The organism is Pseudarthrobacter sp. KH_020_B, assembly GCF_057840185.1.
Map to the genome: position 1 here is coordinate 3,199,779 of NZ_CM174506.1, position 19,155 is coordinate 3,218,933.

Genomic DNA, 19,155 nt, shown 5'->3' on the forward strand with positions numbered 1-19,155 from the left:
CCTCAGGAAGCAGTGACGTCGAGGGCCGCGGCCACGATCTGTTCGAGCTCCTCAGCCGACCCAAGATCGTGCGGCCGGACCACTTGGTTGTCGGCAACGTAGAAGAAGGCGGCCCTGACGTCCTCCACTGCCACGCCCTTGAGCCGTGCCCAAGCCAGCCGGTACGCGGCGAGCTGCACCGATTTGGCCCTCAACTGGGCGGCTGAGGGCCGGCGGCCGGTTTTCCAGTCCACCAGGTCCCACCTCCCGTCCGCGTCCTGGAAGACGGCGTCTATGCGTCCGCGGACCACCACGTCGCCCACCCGCGTTTCCACCGGCACTTCGACAAATGCCGGCGACCTGTCGGCCCATTCCGAGGCTTTGAAGGTGGCCACCATGGTGTCGAGGTCGTAGGCGGCGTCAATATGGTCGTCGGAGCCGGGGGCCTCGCCAAGATCCAGCATCCCGGCTGCGCCGAAGTACTCTTCAACCCAGGCGTGGAATGCTGTCCCCTTCCGCGCCGACATGCCGGGTTCACGCGGAACAGGCCTTCGCAGCCGGCCCACAACTCCCGCCGGGTCCTCGCCGAGGTCAACCAGCGTGGACGCAGAGATGTGGCCGGGCAGGTGAACGTCCTGCCCGGAGTCGCGCCTGGAACGCCGTTCCAGCAGCAGGGCAGCTTCCCTGGCCCAGCCCGCCGCGTTGCCCCGGAGCCTTGGCCCGGACTCATTGGCGGATGCAGGCTCAAGGCCAGGCTCTGAGTCCTCGGAAACCAAGGGCTCCAAGGCTGCCCGGACGCGCGCCGCGGCGCCCTCCATGGCGAGCCGTCTGCCGGGAACAACCCGCAGGCGCTCCCCGGTGCGCGCATCCACCGGTCCTTCCAGGGGGTCATAGGGCCATCCGGCCACTTCAGTTTCCGTGGTCAACGGGCTCTTTTCAGGCAGGGAGGCTTCGTCCACTGACGCCGGGTGCACCGTGGCGGCACAGATTTCCGCGGCGTCCGCCGGGGCGGTGCTGGGGCCGGAGCCGACAAGCTGTTCCAGTTCAGCGAGGAACGGTGACATCTCGGCCCGGCCTGCCCTGGAACCCACCCATGCCGCACTGGCGACCCAGAGGACGTGCTTTGCCCTGGTGTAGGCCACGTATGCCAGGCGGCGCTCCTCTCCCTCGCCGTGGACCTGGACGGCTGACTTGAAGTCCTTCTCGGCATCCAGCCAGCCCTTCTGGTCCGGCTGGTCGGTATCCCATTGGGGCAGATCCGAACGGTCCCCCCGCAGCGGCCACGGAAGGGCCGCCGCGCCGCTGCTCCAGCGGGAGTCCTTGTTGCTGGGAAAGGCGCCGGCGTTGAGGCCAGGAACAAAGACGACGTCCCATTCCAGGCCCTTTGACGCATGGACGGTGAGCAGCTGCACGGCCTCGCGATTGATATCCGACGGCGGTGCGTCAAGACCGTTTTCCTCGGCAGCGGCAGCTTCAAGCCAGGCAAGGAACGCCAGGATATCCACCCGGTGCGAGGTCCGCAGGAAGCCGGCCGCCGCGTCCTGGAAGGCATCCAGGTTTCGGCGGGCCTGGTGGATGCTGGTTCCCGGGCGCGCCGCCACTTCGATGTCGAGCAACATGGCGCGTTCCACCTCCCCGAGCAGTGTGGTGAGGTCGTCCCCGAGGTAGCCTCGCAACTGCCTCAGTTCCGTCGAGAGCCTGCCGAGGCGGTCGCGGGCCGCTTCGGTCAACGACCGGCCGTTCGAAGAGATCCAGTCTTCGCGCGGCAGCCAGTCCAGCGCTTCGACCAGACTGGCACCGTCAGTCAGGTCGCTTTCGATGACGGCCTCGTCGGACGCATCTGTGGGCCCATCCTCCGGCGTGGCAGCGTCGGCCGGGCGGCCACGACGGCGTGCGAGCTGGCTGGACCAGTCGCGGAAGGCCATCAGGTCTGCCGGCCCGATCCGCCAACGCGCTCCTGCCAGGAGGCGCATCAGGGAATCAGAGCGTCCGGGATCAGCAAGCACCCGTAGCGTGGCCACCAGGTCAACGATTTCGGGAGTGTCGAGCAGCCCGCCGAGCCCCACGATTTCGTACGCAATCCCCCGCGCCTCGAACTCCCGCCGGATGGTTTCCATCTGGGCGCGGCGCCGGCAAAGGACAGCCAGTGCCGGCGGCACCGGTGTGCCGTCGGCCTCACGTTCAAAGTCCGTGACCCGGTACTTCAGGACGTCCCCGGCAAGTGCGGCCGCTTCGTCGAGGTCTGTGCCGAAGCGGCCCAGTACCACCTGCCCCTCCACCGCGAAGGGACTGGGCTGCAGTGGCGGCACATTCGCCGCTGCGGAAGCCGTGCCCCCAGTGGTGCCCGCAGGGCCGCCGCCGGCAGGGGCCTTCTGGGCCTCGGCGCGCCCCAAGGCCTCTGACATGATGTTGGCGGCGGACAGGATGGCCCGGCCGTTGCGCCACGCCGTGGTGAGGTACGACGTAGGGGCCGGTACGAAGCGTCCCGGCCCTTCCTCCCCGTCCACACGGACCGGGAATTCACGGACAAAGTGGAAGAGCTGACCCGCCGAAGCACCCCGGAAACCGTAAATCGACTGGTTGGGGTCCCCCACCGCGGTGACCGCGTGGCCCTCGCCGAAAAGCCGCGAAAACAGGACCAGTTGGGCGTACGACGTGTCCTGGAACTCGTCGAGGAGCACCACTTTGTAGCGCTGGCGTTCCAGGTCCGCGGCCAGCGGGATTTCCCGGGACACACGGGCCGCAAGTGCCACCAGGTCGCCGAAGTCCAACGCCCCCCGTGACTTCTTGGCGGCGGCGTAGCGGCCCACCATGTCAGCCACGCTGGCCCGGGTGCGCAGCATCGCGGCCAGTTCACCGGCGGCCTGGGGGGCGTTCTTCTTTGCTCCGGCCACGTAGGGAAGTTCGTCGAACTCCGCAAGGTGCGCCAGAAGCCAGGCCTCGACGTCGGCCGGTTCCTGCAGGTGCTCTGCGCACTCCCCCGCGAGCTGGATGACTGCCTTGACCAGCGTGGACTTGGCTGACTTGAAGTGGCTGTAGTCGCCGTCGAACGCTTCCACCACGTCGCTGGCTAGTTGCCAGGCCTGGGCCCCGCCGAGCAGTACAACGTCGCGTTCCACGCCAAGCCGCAGCCCGTAGTCAGAAACGATGCCGCTGGCGAATGAGTGGTAGGTGGATACTTTGGGCTCAAGGGCGTCGCTGCTGAGCAGCCCCTCGGGGAACACGTCATGCCGTGTGTCCTGGGCAGCGACGCGCTGTAATGCGGCGAGCTTGGCCCGGATCCGGGTGGCCAGCTCGCCGGCCGCCTTCCTGGTGAAGGTAACGCCCAGGACTTCCTCCGGCCTGACCCAGCCGTTGGCAACGAGCCACACGACGCGGTCGGCCATGGTGGCCGTCTTGCCGGAGCCGGCTCCCGCAATCACCAGCCGGGGAGCCAGCGGTGAGGAAATGATGGCGGACTGTTCGGGGGTCGGCGTGTTCTTTTCGCCCAGCAGCCTGGACAGCTGCTCGGGGCTGAACAGGGGCTCTGGAACCTGGGGCTGGCTCATTCGGTGACCTGCTTTCCGCGGACACAGAGCGGACAGACTTCCGGGAGCCTGCAGCCGTGCCCCCCGTGGCTGCTCTTTGCCGGGTCATGCCTGGCTTCGAAGCTGCTGCCGGACATAACCGCGGCCGCATCGGTGACCATGTCCAGCGCCCAGTTGTCCTGGACCTCCAAGGGATCCTGTTGCTGGACACCGGGGCTTTTGGTAGTTGTTCCGAGCTGCGCCAGCACTGCGCCTCCAGGCACGTTTGCACCGACCTGTACCTCCGCGAAACCGCCGGCGAGGACGGCCGCCTGGTAGGCCCCCAGCTGGGGGTGGCGGGACAGCTCGGTCTTGCCGGGCTGCCTTTTGCCCGTCTTGAGGTCCACAATGACCAGCCGTCCTTCGGCATCGATCTCCAGCCGGTCAACCTGGCCGCGGAGCACGGCGGCGCGGGGAAGGCCGGTCCCGCCGGCCCCGTCTCCGGTGGACTGGGCATCGTCCTGCCCGGCGTCCGCCGGCGGAACGTCGGGCAGCCGGACCTCAAAGTCCTGCTCGACGCCCAGCAGGCTGCGGCCCTCGCTCCGCATCACCAGGACGTACTGGGCGAGCTTGCGCACCATGGTTTCGGCACGCTGGAAGTCGAGTTTGCCTTCCCAGTTGTCCTTCATCCCCAGGGTTGGCCACCGGCGGATGAGTTCGGCGACGTACTCGCCCCCGGAGGCTTCCGGCAGGTCCTGCGCGATGGCGTGGACCAGCGTGCCAAGGCTCCGGGCGAAATCGGTGGCGGCCTCGCCCCCGGCCGCCTGCACAAACCAGTCGAGCGGTGATTTCTGCACGGATTCCACCTTCGACGGCGAGACGTAAACGGTCCCTCCGGGCGGGACAACCGGCTCCGACGTCGTTAAAGGAGGCAGGCCCCACCAGCTGTCCGGATGCGCTCCCGGGACCGCCGGTTCCGCGGCGGCAAGTCCGGCCAGGACCCTGGCGGCCTCGGCGGCTTCGGGCTCGTACTTTCCCTCCAGCTGCGCGTATTGCCGCAGTTCTGCCACCAGGGCACGCAGGGTCATGGGCCGTTCCACCGGTGTGAACCCCCTGCCCTCGGCGCCCGGCTCCAGCGGCGCCACATAATCGAGGAAGGACGACGGCTGGTCATCCTCGGATGAAACAGCGGTGCAGATCAGCATCTCGCAAGCTCTGGAAACGGCCGTGGAGAAGCTTCGGAGTTCGTCGTAGCGGATTTCCCGCAGCCGGCTCAGCGGGTCCAGCTGCAAGGCATAGCTGACGCCGTGTTCGACGGCGTCGGCGTACAGGCTGCTGCCGAGCAGCTCACCGCGGAGCCGGGTATTGGGCCAGACGCCTTCCTGCAGCCCCGCCACAATGACCACGGGCCACTGCCGCCCGGCAGAACTGGCCGGGGTCATCAGCTCGACGGCGTCGTCCACCTGGGCGCGTGCGGCCAGGGTATCCATGGGCAGCTCCTGGTTTAGGAGGTACTCGAGGAACTGTTCCGGCCCGGCGCCCGGCATCTGGTCCACGTAGCGCTCGGCTGTATGGAAGAGCGCCATCATGGCATCGAGGTCCCGGTCGGCGCGGGCTCCGTGGGAACCGCCGGTGAGGGCAGATTCGGTCCAAGCGTTGGCCAGTCCGGTGGAGTGCCACAGGGCCCAGAGCACGGACTCGGCATTGGCTCCGGGCTCGGCGGCTGCGCTCCGCCCGGCCTGGATCATGCGCGCGGTCCGGCGCGCGGAACGGCCTTCCAGGCCGAGCGTCGCCAGGGCGCCGGGCTCCGATAATGCCTCAACGAGCAGGGCGTCACTGGTCCGGCCGCCGCCGCCCAGCAGTTCCTCCCGCCTGAGCGACTGGCGGAGCCGGCGCAGTTCAATGGACGTGGCACCTCCGATGCGCGATGTCAGCAGCGCGACGGCGGCCTCCGGAGTCAGCAGCTCGGGATCCAGCGCAATGGCGTAGGCGTCCAACAGCGGGCGCACGGCCACTTCATCACGGACCGCGGACTCCGCCACCGGAACGCGCACCGGGATCCCCTGGCCCGTGAGGTAACGCTGCAGCTCACTGAGCTGGCCGCCGTTACGTACAATCACAGCGATCTCGGCCAGGTCGCGGCCATGGTTGACGTGCTGGTCCAGGATGCGCTGGGTAACGTACCGCAGTTCGTGGACAGGGGACGGTACCAGATGCGCTTCCACCGTGCCGGCGGGGTGTGGTTGGGGTACGACGACGGCGGTGGGCCCGTGCGCGGTTCCGGCCAGGGGTTCGGGCTGCTCAAGCCGCCTGGCCAGCTGGCCGCCCGCACGCTGCGAAATGCGGCCCGCGACGCCGAGCCAGGCTTCCGCGATGGCGGGGGCATGCCGATGGGTGTGCCACAGCGGCCGCTCGATGACGCCGGCCTCCCTCGAAAGCAGGCGCGGCAGCTCCGCGACGAGGTCGGGCCTGGCCCCGCGGAAGCCCTGCACCACGGTGTCCGGGGAGAAGGCGACGTAGCAGTCCTTGCCCGCGGCAATGTCCGCGAGCAGTTCGAAAACGGCGGGGTTAGCCTCCTGCACATCGTCCACCAGCACCAGCTGGAGACGGTCCCGTTCCGCGGCGAGGAAGTCAGGCGCGTCCTGGAGGATCTGCCGTGCCGTGGTGATGATGCCGGCGGGGTCGAAAGCCTCCGGCATGCGCAGGTCCAGGACGTCCCGGTACTCGGCGTACAGTGCCGCCGCAGCGATCCAGTCGGGCCGGCCGCAAAGGTGGCCCAGCTCTTCCAGGTCACCGGCGGTCCGCCCGGATTCGATGATCCGGTCGAAAAGTTGGCGTACCTCGTGGCGGAAGCCCCGCGTCTCCAGTGCCGCTTCCAGGTCCGCAGGCCACGGTAGTTCCAGTCCGGGCATCCGGTGGCCCTCCAGGAGTTCGCGGATGATGAGGTCCTGTTCCGGGCCGGACAGGAGGCGCGGCGCCCGCGGCAGCGGAAGGATTCCCTCAGCCTTAGCCCGGCGGATCAGGTCAAACGCATAGGATGCCCAGGTCCGGGCCGGCGTGGTGCTCAGGCTCCTGTCCAGCCGTGCGGTGAACCGGTCGCGGAGTGAGTCGGCGGCGAGGCGTCCGGGTGCCAGGATGAGGATCCGCTCCGGGTCCACGCTGTCCTGCAGGGCCCGACGGACGGCCGCTTCGATCAGGACCGTTGATTTTCCGGTTCCCGGTGCGCCGGGAACCAGGACGGGCCCGGAGCCGTGGGGCACGTCGACGGCGTCGCGCTGGTCCGCGGACAACGCCGGGACGTCGGCGTGCAGCTGCCGCGGCGGGAGTAGACGCAGGCCCGTTCCGCCGGAACGTCCGGCCGCGGGCCTGGCTGACGTGCGTGTGGACTCGGCGGGGTCAACGACGGGGATTGTTACGGTCACACAGACATTTCATCATCAGCCACCGACAATCTATGCAGCCGCCGCTCCAGTTGCTCCGCAATAGCGTCAATCCGGTCGAAGTCGTCCTCGCCCGGTGCCCAGCGTGCTGCCATCAGGTCCACCCGCCACTTGCCTTCGCCGGTGCGCAGGAAAGCATCGTGGTTGCCGAGCAGCGGCGTCCCCTCCTGCAGGTAGTGGCGGAGGGCTTCGGCCTCGTGGCCTTCCGGACCCTGGCCGCTTGCCTTCAGGATGCGCCACCACGCGACCTGGCTGCCGTAATGGCTCATGGCGTGGCCCACCTGCCGCGGACCGCCGGACCCCAGCAGCTCGGCCACATCGCCGTACGCCAGCGCGGTTCCGGGTGGAACCAGCTCGACCAGCGCGAGCACCGCCTCAATGTACTCAGTCCGCATGCATCAAGGTTACCGGCAGTGGCGCTGCACGATCCTGTCGGTGCTGGCCGGTAGCGTTGAAGCATGACCACCTGGAACACCCTTCCCCGCGCAGCCTTCGATCTTGAAACCACCGGACGGAATTCGCGTGCCGCGCGTATCGTCACGGCGTCGGTGACAGTGGTGGACCACAAGGGGGACGTGATCACCGAACACGAATGGCTGGCCGATCCCGGCGTCGAAATCCCTACCGAGGCCAGCGACATCCACGGCATCACCACGGAGCAGGCCCGGCGTGAGGGACGGCCGGCCCGTGAAGTCACCGGGGAGCTCGCAACTGTCCTGCAGGACCTGTTCGACGCCGGCATTCCGGTCATTGCCTTCAATGCCAGCTACGACTTCACCGTCCTGGCCGCCGAGTCCGCCCGCTACGGCGTCCGGCAGTTGAGCCGGTTCCCTGTCCTGGACCCGTTCATCATGAATAAGCAGGTGGACCGGTACCGCAAGGGCAAGCGCACGTTGACGGCCTTGTGTGAGGAATACGGCATCACGCTGGACAACGCCCATACGTCGGCCGCGGATGCGTTGGCCACGCTCCGGATGCTGGATGCGATGGCCATCAAGTTTCCCAAGCTCAAGATGCCGGCCAGCCAGCTTCACGAACTGCAAAAGGACTGGGCTGTCAGCCAGGCGGCGGACTTCCAGAACTACCTGCGCAAAACCAAACCGGCCGCCGTGATCGAAGGGGAATGGCCCGTCCTGCCACCGGAAGACGCCAGCGGCGGCGACTTCTAGCTGAGAGCTAACTCACAATTAGCCCGTAACCGCCGACCGGGGCCGCCGGAACGCACAGATTCGGCCGCGCGGGCAGCATTCATTCATCAGATGTTCAGGAAGAGTTTCCTTCAGCAATTAATTCGGCCCCGCGCGCAGGTGAGCACGTTTTTATTCGGCCGAAAGCGCTGAAAGCCGGAAATGAGATGATTAAGTTCAGCGGTAATCCCGCCCCGGCCGGTATTTGGGAGCAAGGCGCCAGGCGTCACACGCTCAGCCTTCGGCCCGGTTGAACTTATGACTCTGATGAAAGTGACTTTCTCATGAAGACCAAAGCCATGAAGTGGCTGTCCAGCGTCCCCGTCGCGGTTGCCCTTGCGGTGTCGCTGGCCGCCTGCGGTGGCGGGACTGCCCAGCCGAGCGGCACGCCCACTGATGCCCTCGCCGGCAGCGACCAGCAGACGCTGGACAAGTACACCACCGCCGACGTCACGCCGCTGGACAAGATCGACAAGACCAAGCTGGGCCTCAACACCGAAGGCAAGCTTGAGGTTGGCACGCTGTCCGACGCCCCGCCGAACATCTTCATCGACCCGGCCGGCAAGTTCACCGGCTACGACAACGAGCTGCTGCGCGCCGTTGCCGGCAAGCTTGGCCTCGAGGTCGAATTCGTGGCCACCGACTTCTCGGCGCTGCTCTCCCAGGTACAGACCAAGCAGTTCGATGTGGGATCGTCCTCGATTTCCACTACTGACGCCCGCCGCGCCAACGTGGGCTTCACCAACGGCTACGACTTCGGCTTTATGGCCGTGGTGGCCAAGACCGACAGCGACGTCAAGGGTTTCGCAGACCTGGATGCCAATGTCCGCATCGGCGTTGTCCAGGGCACGGTCCAGGACGACTACGTCACCAACACCCTGAAACTCGAGCCGGTCCGCTTCCCGGACTACGCCACCGTGTACGCCAACGTGCGCAACGGCCAGATCGATGCTTGGGTGGCACCTTCCCAGCAGGCAACCGGCCAGGTGAAGGAAGGCGACGGCACCGTCATCGCCGAGTCCGTAGTCAACACCCAGAACTTCACGGCCTACGCCGTGAACAAGGACAACAAGCCCCTGATCGACGCCCTGAACTCCGGGCTGGACGCCGTTATTGCTGACGGCACGTGGTCCAAGCTGACCAAGGAATGGTACCCGGACCGCGAGACCCCCGCCGACTGGAAGCCGGGCAGCAAGGCTGCTCCGGCTCCCCAGAGCTGATCCGGGCCTAACCGCATATGGATCTCCTGGAGCAGCTTGGTGATACGTTCCTCAACTGGGAGGAAATGGCGAAAGTCATTCCCTCCCTCCTCATGGTGGGCCTGCCCAACACCCTGATCCTGGCCGTGACATCAGGCATCCTCGGCTCCCTGCTGGGGCTGGTGCTGGCGCTGATGGGTATATCCCGGAATCCGGTGGCCCGCTGGGCGGCGAGGATCTACACCGACCTGTTCCGGGGCCTGCCCGCCATCCTGGTGATCCTGGTGATCGGCATCGGGCTCAGCCCCATTGCCCGGGAACTTACCGGCAACCGCAACCCGTATCCGCTCGGGATCCTGGCCCTGACCCTGATCGCCGGCGCCTACATCGGTGAGATCTTCCGCTCCGGCATCCAGAGCGTGGAGAAAGGCCAACTGGAAGCCTCGCGGGCCCTGGGGTTCAGCTATGGCAACTCCATGCGCCTGGTGGTGGTGCCGCAGGGCGTCCGCCGCGTGCTGCCCGCCCTGGTGAACCAGTTCATCTCACTGCTGAAGGATTCCTCCCTGGTGTTCATGCTGGGCCTTGCGTCCTCGGACCGCGAGATCTTCCGGATCGGAAACGATGCCATGGCCAACACGGGGAATCTTTCGCCACTGGTGGCCGCCGGCCTGCTGTATCTGATCCTGACCGTGCCGCTGACGCACTTCGTGAACTTCATCGACAACCGGCTGCGTACCGGCCGGCCGGAGAAGAAGGAACCGGACGAGTTGGCGGCACCTATCGGCAAGGGGGCACGGGCATGACGGAATTTACTTCCGGCACCCTGACCGGCAAGAACCTGCACCTTTCGTTCGGGCATAACCACGTGCTCCGCGGCATCGACCTCCACGTGGAGAAGGGCACCACGGCTTCGGTCATTGGTCCGTCCGGCTCCGGAAAGTCGACCCTCCTGCGGGTCATGAACCGGCTGATCGAACCGGACCAGGGCGACATCCTACTGGATGGTCGGTCTGTCCTGAAGGACAACCCGGACGAGCTGCGCCAGCGGATCGGCATGGTCTTCCAGCAGTTCAACCTGTTCCCGCACAAGACCGTGCTGGACAACGTCTCCCTCGCGCTGCGCAAGCTCCGGAAGCTCTCCAAGGACCAAGCGAACGCCGAGGCCCTGGAGCAGCTGGACCTGGTGGGCCTCAAGCACAAAGCTGATGCCCGTCCGGCCAACCTGTCCGGCGGCCAGCAGCAGCGCGTTGCGATTGCCCGCGCCTTGGCCATGAAGCCTGAGGTGATGTTCTTTGACGAGGCCACCTCAGCCCTCGACCCCGAGCTGGTCAAGGGCGTCCTGGCGCTGATGACCGACCTCGCCAAGGGCGGCATGACCATGGTGGTGGTGACGCACGAGATGGGCTTCTCCCGCAACGTTTCAGACACTGTCACGTTTATGGACGCCGGCATCGTGGTCGAATCGGGTCCGCCCGAGCAGATCTTCACGGCGCCGGCCACCGACCGGCTGAAGGGCTTCCTTTCGGACGTGCTGTAGTCGCACCAACAGAAAATCCCCGTCTGCCGGACGTTTCCCCCACGCATGGTGCGGGGATTTGTCCGGGAGGCGGGGATTTCTGGCTTAATGCCGTTGCCGGCGCTGGAGAGCGTACGACGGCGGAGCTAGCCTTTGGCGGCAGCTGCGGCCTTTGCTGCGGCCGGGAGGGCGTCAAAGATCCGGTTCATCGCGGCGTCGTCGTGGGCTGCCGAGAGGAACCAGGCCTCGAAGACCGACGGCGGCAGGTAAACGCCGGCGTCCAGCATGGAGTGGAAGAACGGCGCGTACCGGAAGGTTTCCTGGGCCTGGGCGTCAGCGTAGTTGTGGACGCCGTTGGCGGAGGTGCCGAACGCCACGGAGAAGAGGTTCCCGGCGAACTGGATGGAGTGGTCCACGCCGGCGGTTTCCAGTGCAACGGACAGCGCCGAGGAGAGCTCCAGTGAGCGGGCGTCCACGAATGAGTAGACGTCGCGGGTGGCGTGCGTCAGGGTGGCTACGCCGGCTGCCATGGCCACGGGGTTCCCGGAGAGTGTGCCTGCCTGGTACACCGGGCCGAGGGGCGCGAGGTAGTCCATCACGTCGGCACGCCCGCCGAGGGCCGCCGTCGGCATTCCGCCGCCGATGACCTTTCCGAAGGTGAGCAGGTCAGGGGTCCACGGCTCCGTTGCGTCAGCAGCGCCGCCGGTGAGGCCCCAGTAGCCTGAGTATCCGGTGCGGAAGCCGGTGAGCACTTCGTCCACGATCAGCAGGGCGCCGTGCTCGCGGGTGATGCGGGACAGCCCGAGGTTGAAGCCCTCCCCCGGTGTCACCACGCCCATGTTGGCGGGGGCGGCTTCGGTGATGACGGCCGCGATGTTCGGCCCGTGCGCAGCGAAGGCGGCTTCGACGGCGGCGAGGTCATTGTAGGGCAGGACCAGCGTTTCGGCGGCTGTGGCTTCGGTGACGCCGGCCGAGCCCGGCAGCGCCAGGGTGGCAACACCCGATCCGGCGGCGGCAAGCAGCCCGTCCAGGTGGCCGTGGTAGCAGCCGGCGAACTTGATGATGAGGTTCCGGCCGGTGAAGCCGCGGGCCAGCCGGACTGCGGTCATGGTGGCCTCGGTGCCGGTGGAGACCATGCGGACGCGTTCGGCGGCCGGCACGCGCTCCTGGACGATGGCTGCCAGGTTGGCCTCGTCCGGGGTGGACGCGCCGAAGGAGAGACCGCGGTCCACCGCGGCGTGCACAGCCTCCAGGACGGCCGGGTGGGCGTGTCCCAGGAGGGCCGGGCCCCACGAGCAGACCAGGTCGACGTATTCCTTGCCGTCGGCATCGGTCAGGTAGGGGCCCTGGGCCGACACCATAAACCGCGGGGTTCCGCCCACCGAACCGAAGGCACGGACGGGTGAGTTGACGCCGCCGGGCATCAGGGTCTGGGCACGGGCGAAGAGGGCTTCGGAGCGAGTCATGCCCCTATTCTTCCATCCCCTGCGGTGGCATCCTGCCTCAGCGATCCGCGATCATGTCCGCAACGCGGGGCGCCACCTTGGAACCGAACAGTTCGATGGAGCGCAGCATCTGCTCGTGGGGCAGCGTGCCGCTGCTGTACTTCATCTCGAAGCGGTCCGCTCCGAGGGTGCCCTTGAGCCGGGCGATCTTCGCCGCCACCGTTTCCGGGGAACCAACAAACAGGGCGCCGTCCTCGTCTGCAGCGGCTTCGTACTCGCCGCGCCCGGCCGGTCCCCAGCCGCGCTCGGCCCCGATCTTGTTCCGGGTGGCGAGCCAGTGCGGGTAGTACTCCTCGAGGGCCTGCTCGTCAGTCTCGGCCACATAGCCGGGAGAGTGCACGGAGAGTGCCTGCGGTTCCTTACCGGCTTCGGCCAGGGTGCGCCGGAAGAGATCGGCGTAGGGACGGAAGCGCTCGGGTTCGCCGCCGATGATGGCCAGCACCATGGGGTATCCGTAGGAGGCCGTACGGACGACGGACTGCGGTGAGCCGCCCACGCCGATCCAGGTGGGAAGCAGGCGCCCTTCCACGTGCGGGTAGACCATCTGGCCGCGAAGCGACGCCCGGGTGCGGCCGTCCCAGTTCACCGGGTTCTGGGACCGCACGCGGTCAAAGATGTCCAGCTTCTCCTCGAACAGGGCGTCGTAGTCGCCCAGGTCGTAGCCAAAGAGCGGGAAGGACTCGGTGAACGAACCCCTGCCCAGGATCACTTCGGCGCGGCCGTTGGAGAGGGCGTCGAGCGTGGCGAAGCGCTGGAAGACGCGGATGGGATCATCCGAGCTCAGGACCGTGACCGCACTGCCGAGCCGGATGTTTTCCGTGGCCGTGGCGATGGCCGCCAGCACCACGTCCGGCGCGCTGACGGCGAAGTCCTTGCGGTGGTGCTCCCCCACGCCGAAGGAGTGGAGTCCGACGGCGTCGGCCATCTTGGCCTGTTCCACCACCTGGCGCAGCACCTGGGCGTGGTGCTTGGGTGCGCCGTCAGCAGCCAGATCCACGTCGCCGAAGGTGCTGACGCCCAGCAGGATGGTGTCCGCGGGGACGGGGGCGGTGGGGTTGCCCGGGGTTGACGGAGGGGTTACGGAAGGCTCGCTATTTTCATGCATACGCATACAAACCACGGAGCGTCCGGAAACATTCCCTGCCGCGTCAGAATTCCCACCGGTCAGGACTCCTTGAGCCAGCCGGCAACTTCGGAGGCCCAGTAGGTCAGCACGGTGTTGGCGCCGGCCCGCTTGATGCCGAGGATGGATTCCGTGATGGCGCCCCGCCGGTCGATCCAGCCGTTGGCGGCGGCGGCCTCGATCATCGCGTATTCACCCGAGATCTGGTAGGCCGAGACGGGCACGGGGCTCATGGCGGCGACGTCGGCCAGGATATCCAGATAGCTCATGGCCGGCTTCACCATGACCATGTCTGCGCCTTCCTCAAGGTCCAGTTCCACCTCGAGGATGGCTTCGCGGCGGTTGGCGGCGTCCATCTGGTACGTGCGGCGGTCGCCCTTGAGCTGCGAGTCCACGGCTTCCCGGAAAGGGCCGTAGAAGGCGGAGGCGTACTTGGCCGCGTAGGCCAGGATGACGGTGTTTTTGTGGCCCGATTCCTCGAGGGCCTGGCGGATCACAGCGATCTGGCCATCCATCATGCCTGAAGGCCCCAGCACGTGGGCTCCGGCATCGGCCTGGGCCACGGCCATCTGGCCGTAGATCTCCAGGGTGGCGTCGTTGTCCACATAGCCGTCGGCGTCCAGGACGCCGCAGTGGCCGTGGTCCGTGAACTCGTCCAGGCAGACGTCGCCCATGATGACCAGGTCATCGCCCACCTCGGCGCGGACGTCGCGGATGGCCTTGTTGAGCACGCCGTCCGGGTCCAGGGACGCGGTGCCGCGGGCATCGCGCACGGCGGGAACGCCGAACAGCATAATGCCGCCGACGCCCAGTTCCACGGCTTCCGCGGCGGCCCGCTTGAGCGAATCGGTGGTGTGCTGCACCACGCCGGGCATGGAGGAGATGGGCGAGGGCTCGCTGAGGCCTTCGCGGATGAACGCGGGCAGGATCAGGTCAGCAGGCGCCAGGCGGTATTCGGCGGTGAGCCGGCGCATGGCGGGCGTGGTGCGGAGGCGTCGCGGGCGGTGGTTCGGAAAGCTCATCGGGTGTTCCCTTCGTTGGCGAATACGGTGCCCAGCGCGGCCACGATGCCGTCCGGGGTGGGGACTTGGGCGGTGGCAGCAACCGTGATGCCGAGGGCGGCAGCCTCCGCCGCCGTCGGGCGCCCGATGGCGATGAAGCGGCACGTTCCCAGCGGCAGGAGGGTCGCGGCGATGCGCCGTGCGGCGCTTGGCGAGGCGGCCACGACGGCGTCGATGGTCCCGGCGTCGAGCTCGCCGCGCGTCTGCACCGGAGTGAGCTCGCGCGCGGTGTTATTGGAAACTCCGACGGCGGACGGCAGTTCCGCGTCCAGGCGGAGTCCCGGCCGGGCCGGGTAGTCCACGGTGTGGTAGGCCACAACAGCGGTGACGTCGGCCCCTTTGTCCGCCAGGCCATCGCGCAGTGCAGGCGCCGCGATGTCTGCCTGTGGCAGCAGCACGCGCGCCGGGGCCGCGGTCCAGAGGTCCACGAGCCCTTCGGCGGACTGGATGTCCACCGGGGCGAGCGCCACGGGAATGCCCGCGGCCTCCAGGATCCGCCGGGAGGACGGCCCGATCGTGGCCACGCGCGTTCGCCCCGGCACCAGTGCAGCCGGCGTGCTCCCGCGCTCGGCGGCCTTTTCCACGAGCATACGCACGGTGGTGATGCTGCTGACCACCAGCCAGTCGAAGGCACCGGCCACCAGGTCATCCAGCGCGGCATCCAGGGCCGGCTGGTCCGCGGCCCGTTCAAAATCGATGAGCGGCAGGACCAGCGGCTCGGCCCCCAGGCTGCCGAGCAGCGCGGCCAGCGGCCCGGCACGGTCGGCGCTCCGGGTGATCAGGACGCGCCGGCCACCCAGAGCGCCCGCCAGATCATCGGGAGGCGGCAAGGTCCGCGATCTCCGCGGCGCCGGCGGCCAGCAGGAGCTCGGCCACCTCGATGCCGAGCAGTGTGGCACCGACCTCGGTGAGGCCGTCCGTTGCCTTCTTCTCACGCACGGACCTGGTGCCGTCCACGGCGCACACCGCCGCCTCAAGGTACAGCATGCTGCCCTTGCGGTAGGCGAAGGCACCCACTGGGGCGGCGCAGCCGGCCTCGAGACGGGCCAGCACGGCACGCTCGGCGGTCACGGCGAGGCGGGTGTCCTCATCGTTGAGCGCGGCCAGGGCCTGCGCCAAAACACCCTGCGAACCCTCGGTGGAACCCGCCTTGCGCGGGGCGTCAGCCGTCCGGCATTCGATGGCCAGCGAACCCTGCCCCGGCGCCGGCAGCATCACGTCCATCTCGAAGAATTCGCTCACGGCATCAAGCCTGTTGATCCGTTCCAGTCCGGCCGCAGCGAGGACGACGGCGTCAAGGTCGCCGGGGGCGTCTTCCGCGTTACCGGGCAGTCCGGGGACGCGGCCCAAACGTGTGTCCACGTTGCCGCGGATGTCCTGCACGTCCAGGTCCGGGCGGGCGGCGCGCAGCTGGGCCGCACGGCGCGGCGAGCCGGTGCCCACCTTGGCGCCCTGCGGCAGATGCGCCAGCGTGAGGCCGTCGCGGGCGCACAGCACATCGCGGACATCAACGCGCTTGGGCGTTGCGGCGATCGTGAGACCCGGTGCCGCACCCACGGGAAGGTCCTTGAGCGAATGCACGGCAACGTCGCAAGTCTCCTGCAGCAGGGCATCGCGCAAGGCGGCGACGAACACTCCGGTGCCGCCCATCTGGGACAGCGAGCCGGTCTTGACGTCACCCTCGGTGGTGATGCGGACCAGTTCCACGGGGAAGCCTCCGACGGCGGCCAGCTGGTCCGCCGTCTGCTGGGTCTGGGTCAGGGCGAGCTTGCTGGCCCTGGTTCCGATGCGTACGGTCACTTGGCGCCCTCCGCAACGGGGTAGGCCGCGTGGCCGGCACCGATCGTGGAGCCGTTCTCCGCGATGACGGGCTTGGCACCGCGGAAGTTCTCGGAGCAGCCGGCCGGGAGGACGTCATACCAGGGACCGAGTTCGGTGGCATGCGGGCGTTCGGCGATGTGCTGCTCCACGGTGCGTTCGCAGATCAGGTCCACGAGCCCGGAAACGAAGGTGGCGTGGGTTCCCGGCGTCGGCACGCGGGTGGCCGCAATGCCCAGGTTCCTGCACGTTTCAAGGGCCTCGGTGTCCAGGTCCCAGGCAACTTCCATGTGGTCGCTCACGAAGCCGAGCGGCACAATGACGGCGCCCTTGAGGCCTTGCTCGGCAAGGACCTCGAGGTGGTCGTTGATGTCCGGTTCCAGCCAGGGGATGTGCGGGGCTCCGGAGCGCGACTGGTACACGAGGTCCCATTCGACGTCGGGGGCGACGGCGGCCATGATGGCGCGGGCGTTGGCCAGGTGCTGGGCAACGTAGGCGGAGTCGCCCTCGAATTCACGCGGCTCGTCAACCGAGGCTCCGGCAGCTTCGGCGTCACGGGTCGGGATGGAGTGCGTGGCGAAGAGCACGCGCACGGGCGCGTCAGGAATGCCGGCGGCGGCCAGTTCGGCACGGACCTTGGTCAGCCCGGCTGCGGTTCCTTCCACGAACGGCTCAATAAAGCCGGGGTGGTCGAAGTAGGCGCGGACCTTGTCCACCTCGAGCTTGCCGTCCAGGCCACTCTCCGTCAGGGCGATGCCGATGTCCTCGCGGTACTGGCGGCAGCTGGAGTAGCAGGTGTACGCGGAGGTGGTGAGCATCAGCAGGCTGCGGTGGCCGGCGTCGTAGGCGTCCTGCAGGGTCTGAGGAATGTAGGGGTCCCAGTTGCGGTTGCCCCACAGCACGGGAAGCTCAATGCCGCGGGCTGTGAGCTCCGCTTCCAGGGCGGCCCTGAGCTCTCGGTTCTGCTGGCTGATGGGGCTGATTCCGCCGAAGGCGCGGTAGTGGTGCGAAACCTCTTCGAGGCGATCGTCCGGGATGCCCCGGCCGCGCGTCACGTTGCGCAGGAACGGAATCACGTCGTCCTGGCCTTCGGGGCCACCGAAGGAGGCGAGGAGCACGGCGTCGTACTGCTTGGGAGCCTGGCGGAAGCGTTCGGTGACGGGGTTCAGCGCAGTGGAGAAGGAGAGCCCGCTCATGCGAGGACCTCGGCGACCTCGGCTGCCGTGATGCGGCGGCCGGTGTAGAACGGGATTTCCTCCCGTACGTGGTTGCGTGCTTCGGTGGCGCGGAGGTGGCGCATCAGGTCCACGAGGTCCACCAGTTCGGGGGCTTCCAGTCCCAGGATCCACTCCCAGTCGCCCAGCGCGAACGAGGATACCGTGTTGGAGATGACCTGCGGGAACTCGCGGCCCAGCATGCCGTGGTCTCGCAGCATCTTGCCGCGTTCTGCGTCGGGCAGGATGTACCACTCATAGGAACGCACGAACGGGTAGACGCAGAGCCATTCGGCCGGGGCCACACCACGTGAGTAAGCGGGCGTGTGGTTCTTGGCGAACTCGGCTTCCCGGTGGACGCCCATGGCGGACCAGACAATCTCGGTTCCGGCGAAAAGTGTGCTGCGGCGGATGTCGCGGATGGCCTGCTGCAGCGCTTCGGGCTTCGGGCCGTGGAGCCACACCATGACATCGGCGTCGGCGCGCATCGCGGAGACGTCGTAGCTGCCGCGGTGCGTCACGCCGGCCTCGGCCAGGCGGACCAGCAGGGCATCGAAATCGGCGGCAGCGTCGGCGCTGCGCACCAGTTCCTCAGACCGCTTGAAAACAGTCCAGAGAGTGAAGAACTGCTCGGCTGATTCGGTTTTAGTGACAGATTCGGCAGAAGTGTGGCTCATGGTTACCAGTTTGCCCCTTCCACACCGCCAAGTCGAAACCGGCGACTTCTACAAGACGTAGAAGTGCTGAATGTCACAGGTTCGGCGCCGTGTGGGTCTTGAGCCGGTTCGCCACCGACATCAGATCTTGCGGATCCGGGCAAAAAGGAGTCCAGCGGCTCCGGCGGACCCCACCAGTCCCACGCCAAGCCAGACCTTCGCGGGTTCGGCCGCCGCGGCGGCTGCCGTGGCGGATGCCATGTTGTCCCGGCTGGCAGGTGCGTTTCCGTGCCGCCCCGGTCCCGAAACAGGAGTGGCGTTGGCGCTCTGGGCACCCTGCGACGACTGGTCCGCAGTGGGCTCGCCGGCCTGTCCGGCATCCTGCGTCCCGTCGGCGGGGGCGCCGGGCTGGCCGTTCGGCTGCGTGCCTGCCTTTGAAGCGGCGGCATCCGGGGACGTGCTGAGCGGGGCCGGAGCACTCGACGGCGGGACGGTGCCTTGCGCAGCCGTGCCCTTCGGAGTTGTGCCCTGGGGCGCCGGGCTGGCAGACGTCGTCGGCGCGGTCGACGTGGGGGCCGTGGACGTCGGGGCGGGAGACGGTGTAGCCGTGGCCGTCGGAGCGGAAGATCCTGAGGGGGCGGGAGTCGGTTCCGGTGAGGCCTTGGCCTGTGCGCCGGTACCGCCCAGAAGGCCATTCAGCAGGCCGCTGACCCCGGCGAGGCCCCCTTCGGACGCAACGTCGGCGGACCCTGTGGGTTCGGCGCTGCCGTCAGCCGCCTGGGATGCCGGAACGCCGGCGGACAGGACCAGTACCGCTCCGACGGCAGCCGCTGCAGCGCCACGCCGGAGTCCCCCATGGATACTGGTCCGGGAACGGGAAATTTCGGACCTGTAAGTAACCATAGGTATCGACCCTAGCCACATCAGGGGGCGGATGGAAAACCGGAAACT

At 67.8% G+C, this 19,155-nt stretch carries 15 protein-coding genes; 4 read left to right on the forward strand and 11 right to left on the reverse strand.

Going from position 1 to position 19,155, the window contains the following annotated elements; translation table 11 throughout:
• Positions 1-2 precede the first annotated feature (2 nt).
• Genes AC3IT0_RS14730 through AC3IT0_RS14740 form a run of 3 tightly spaced genes read right to left on the reverse strand, consistent with a single transcriptional unit; the run spans position 3 to position 7,320 of the window.
• Positions 3-3,527: an ATP-dependent helicase gene (locus tag AC3IT0_RS14730; RefSeq protein WP_489320483.1), complete on the reverse strand. Its 3,525-nt coding sequence runs from the start codon at positions 3,525-3,527 to the stop codon at positions 3-5.
• Positions 3,524-6,907: an ATP-dependent helicase gene (locus AC3IT0_RS14735; protein ID WP_489320484.1), complete on the reverse strand. Its 3,384-nt coding sequence runs from the start codon at positions 6,905-6,907 to the stop codon at positions 3,524-3,526. The genes AC3IT0_RS14730 and AC3IT0_RS14735 overlap by 4 nt, the downstream gene beginning before the upstream one ends.
• On the reverse strand, positions 6,904-7,320 hold the full coding sequence (locus tag AC3IT0_RS14740) for an MGMT family protein (RefSeq protein ID WP_489320485.1): 417 nt from the start codon (positions 7,318-7,320) through the stop codon (positions 6,904-6,906). The genes AC3IT0_RS14735 and AC3IT0_RS14740 overlap by 4 nt, the downstream gene beginning before the upstream one ends.
• A gap of 63 nt (positions 7,321-7,383) precedes the next feature.
• On the opposite strand from AC3IT0_RS14740, the gene AC3IT0_RS14745 reads away from it, so the two are divergent.
• From AC3IT0_RS14745 to AC3IT0_RS14760, 4 genes are all read left to right on the forward strand, one after another.
• Positions 7,384-8,094, forward strand: a complete 711-nt coding sequence (locus tag AC3IT0_RS14745; RefSeq protein WP_489320486.1) for a 3'-5' exonuclease — start codon at positions 7,384-7,386, stop codon at positions 8,092-8,094.
• A gap of 302 nt (positions 8,095-8,396) precedes the next feature.
• Complete coding sequence (locus AC3IT0_RS14750) at positions 8,397-9,332, forward strand: ABC transporter substrate-binding protein (protein ID WP_489320487.1); 936 nt, start codon at positions 8,397-8,399, stop codon at positions 9,330-9,332.
• 17 nt (positions 9,333-9,349) lie between these two features.
• Positions 9,350-10,114 (forward strand): amino acid ABC transporter permease, encoded by a 765-nt coding sequence (locus AC3IT0_RS14755; protein ID WP_489320488.1) that lies wholly within the window; start codon positions 9,350-9,352, stop codon positions 10,112-10,114.
• Complete coding sequence (locus AC3IT0_RS14760) at positions 10,111-10,848, forward strand: amino acid ABC transporter ATP-binding protein (protein ID WP_489320489.1); 738 nt, start codon at positions 10,111-10,113, stop codon at positions 10,846-10,848. Before AC3IT0_RS14755 ends, AC3IT0_RS14760 begins: the two co-directional genes overlap by 4 nt.
• Before the next feature lie 125 nt (positions 10,849-10,973).
• Here the strand turns inward: AC3IT0_RS14760 and hemL are convergent, their stop codons facing one another.
• The 8 genes from hemL to AC3IT0_RS14800 all read right to left on the reverse strand — a co-directional run bounded on the left by hemL (position 10,974) and on the right by AC3IT0_RS14800 (position 19,107).
• The gene (hemL, locus tag AC3IT0_RS14765; protein WP_489320490.1) at positions 10,974-12,293 is read right to left on the reverse strand and encodes a glutamate-1-semialdehyde 2,1-aminomutase; all 1,320 of its coding nucleotides are present in this window, start codon (positions 12,291-12,293) and stop codon (positions 10,974-10,976) included.
• A 37-nt stretch (positions 12,294-12,330) separates the two neighbouring features.
• Complete coding sequence (locus tag AC3IT0_RS14770) at positions 12,331-13,437, reverse strand: LLM class flavin-dependent oxidoreductase (RefSeq protein ID WP_489320491.1); 1,107 nt, start codon at positions 13,435-13,437, stop codon at positions 12,331-12,333.
• Between the two features lie 59 nt (positions 13,438-13,496).
• Positions 13,497-14,477 (reverse strand): porphobilinogen synthase, encoded by a 981-nt coding sequence (gene hemB, locus AC3IT0_RS14775; RefSeq protein ID WP_489320492.1) that lies wholly within the window; start codon positions 14,475-14,477, stop codon positions 13,497-13,499.
• The gene (locus AC3IT0_RS14780; protein WP_489320493.1) at positions 14,474-15,346 is read right to left on the reverse strand and encodes a uroporphyrinogen-III synthase; all 873 of its coding nucleotides are present in this window, start codon (positions 15,344-15,346) and stop codon (positions 14,474-14,476) included. The genes hemB and AC3IT0_RS14780 overlap by 4 nt, the downstream gene beginning before the upstream one ends.
• A complete protein-coding gene (gene hemC / locus AC3IT0_RS14785) occupies positions 15,330-16,316 on the reverse strand; it encodes a hydroxymethylbilane synthase (protein WP_489320494.1) in 987 nt (328 codons plus the stop codon). The genes AC3IT0_RS14780 and hemC overlap by 17 nt, the downstream gene beginning before the upstream one ends.
• Positions 16,313-17,530, reverse strand: a complete 1,218-nt coding sequence (locus tag AC3IT0_RS14790) for a ferrochelatase (RefSeq protein ID WP_489320495.1) — start codon at positions 17,528-17,530, stop codon at positions 16,313-16,315. Before AC3IT0_RS14790 ends, hemC begins: the two co-directional genes overlap by 4 nt.
• Complete coding sequence (gene hemQ / locus AC3IT0_RS14795; protein WP_489320496.1) at positions 17,527-18,225, reverse strand: hydrogen peroxide-dependent heme synthase; 699 nt, start codon at positions 18,223-18,225, stop codon at positions 17,527-17,529. Before hemQ ends, AC3IT0_RS14790 begins: the two co-directional genes overlap by 4 nt.
• A 120-nt stretch (positions 18,226-18,345) precedes the next feature.
• Positions 18,346-19,107 (reverse strand): hypothetical protein, encoded by a 762-nt coding sequence (locus tag AC3IT0_RS14800; RefSeq protein WP_489320497.1) that lies wholly within the window; start codon positions 19,105-19,107, stop codon positions 18,346-18,348.
• Between the last annotated feature and the right edge of the window lie 48 nt (positions 19,108-19,155).

Bases quoted from the DNA above. Each gene is read 5' to 3' on its own strand.
- AC3IT0_RS14730 (WP_489320483.1), bottom strand. From the start codon at position 3,527: ATGAGCCAGCCCCAGGTTCCAGAGCCCCTGTTCAGCCCCGAGCAGCTG.
- AC3IT0_RS14800 (WP_489320497.1), bottom strand. From the start codon at position 19,107: ATGGTTACTTACAGGTCCGAAATTTCCCGTTCCCGGACCAGTATCCAT.
- AC3IT0_RS14740 (WP_489320485.1), bottom strand. From the start codon at position 7,320: ATGCGGACTGAGTACATTGAGGCGGTGCTCGCGCTGGTCGAGCTGGTT.
- hemL (WP_489320490.1), bottom strand. From the start codon at position 12,293: ATGACTCGCTCCGAAGCCCTCTTCGCCCGTGCCCAGACCCTGATGCCC.
- hemB (WP_489320492.1), bottom strand. From the start codon at position 14,477: ATGAGCTTTCCGAACCACCGCCCGCGACGCCTCCGCACCACGCCCGCC.
- AC3IT0_RS14755 (WP_489320488.1), top strand. From the start codon at position 9,350: ATGGATCTCCTGGAGCAGCTTGGTGATACGTTCCTCAACTGGGAGGAA.
- AC3IT0_RS14745 (WP_489320486.1), top strand. From the start codon at position 7,384: ATGACCACCTGGAACACCCTTCCCCGCGCAGCCTTCGATCTTGAAACC.
- hemQ (WP_489320496.1), bottom strand. From the start codon at position 18,225: ATGAGCCACACTTCTGCCGAATCTGTCACTAAAACCGAATCAGCCGAG.
- AC3IT0_RS14770 (WP_489320491.1), bottom strand. From the start codon at position 13,437: ATGCATGAAAATAGCGAGCCTTCCGTAACCCCTCCGTCAACCCCGGGC.
- AC3IT0_RS14760 (WP_489320489.1), top strand. From the start codon at position 10,111: ATGACGGAATTTACTTCCGGCACCCTGACCGGCAAGAACCTGCACCTT.
- AC3IT0_RS14790 (WP_489320495.1), bottom strand. From the start codon at position 17,530: ATGAGCGGGCTCTCCTTCTCCACTGCGCTGAACCCCGTCACCGAACGC.
- AC3IT0_RS14750 (WP_489320487.1), top strand. From the start codon at position 8,397: ATGAAGACCAAAGCCATGAAGTGGCTGTCCAGCGTCCCCGTCGCGGTT.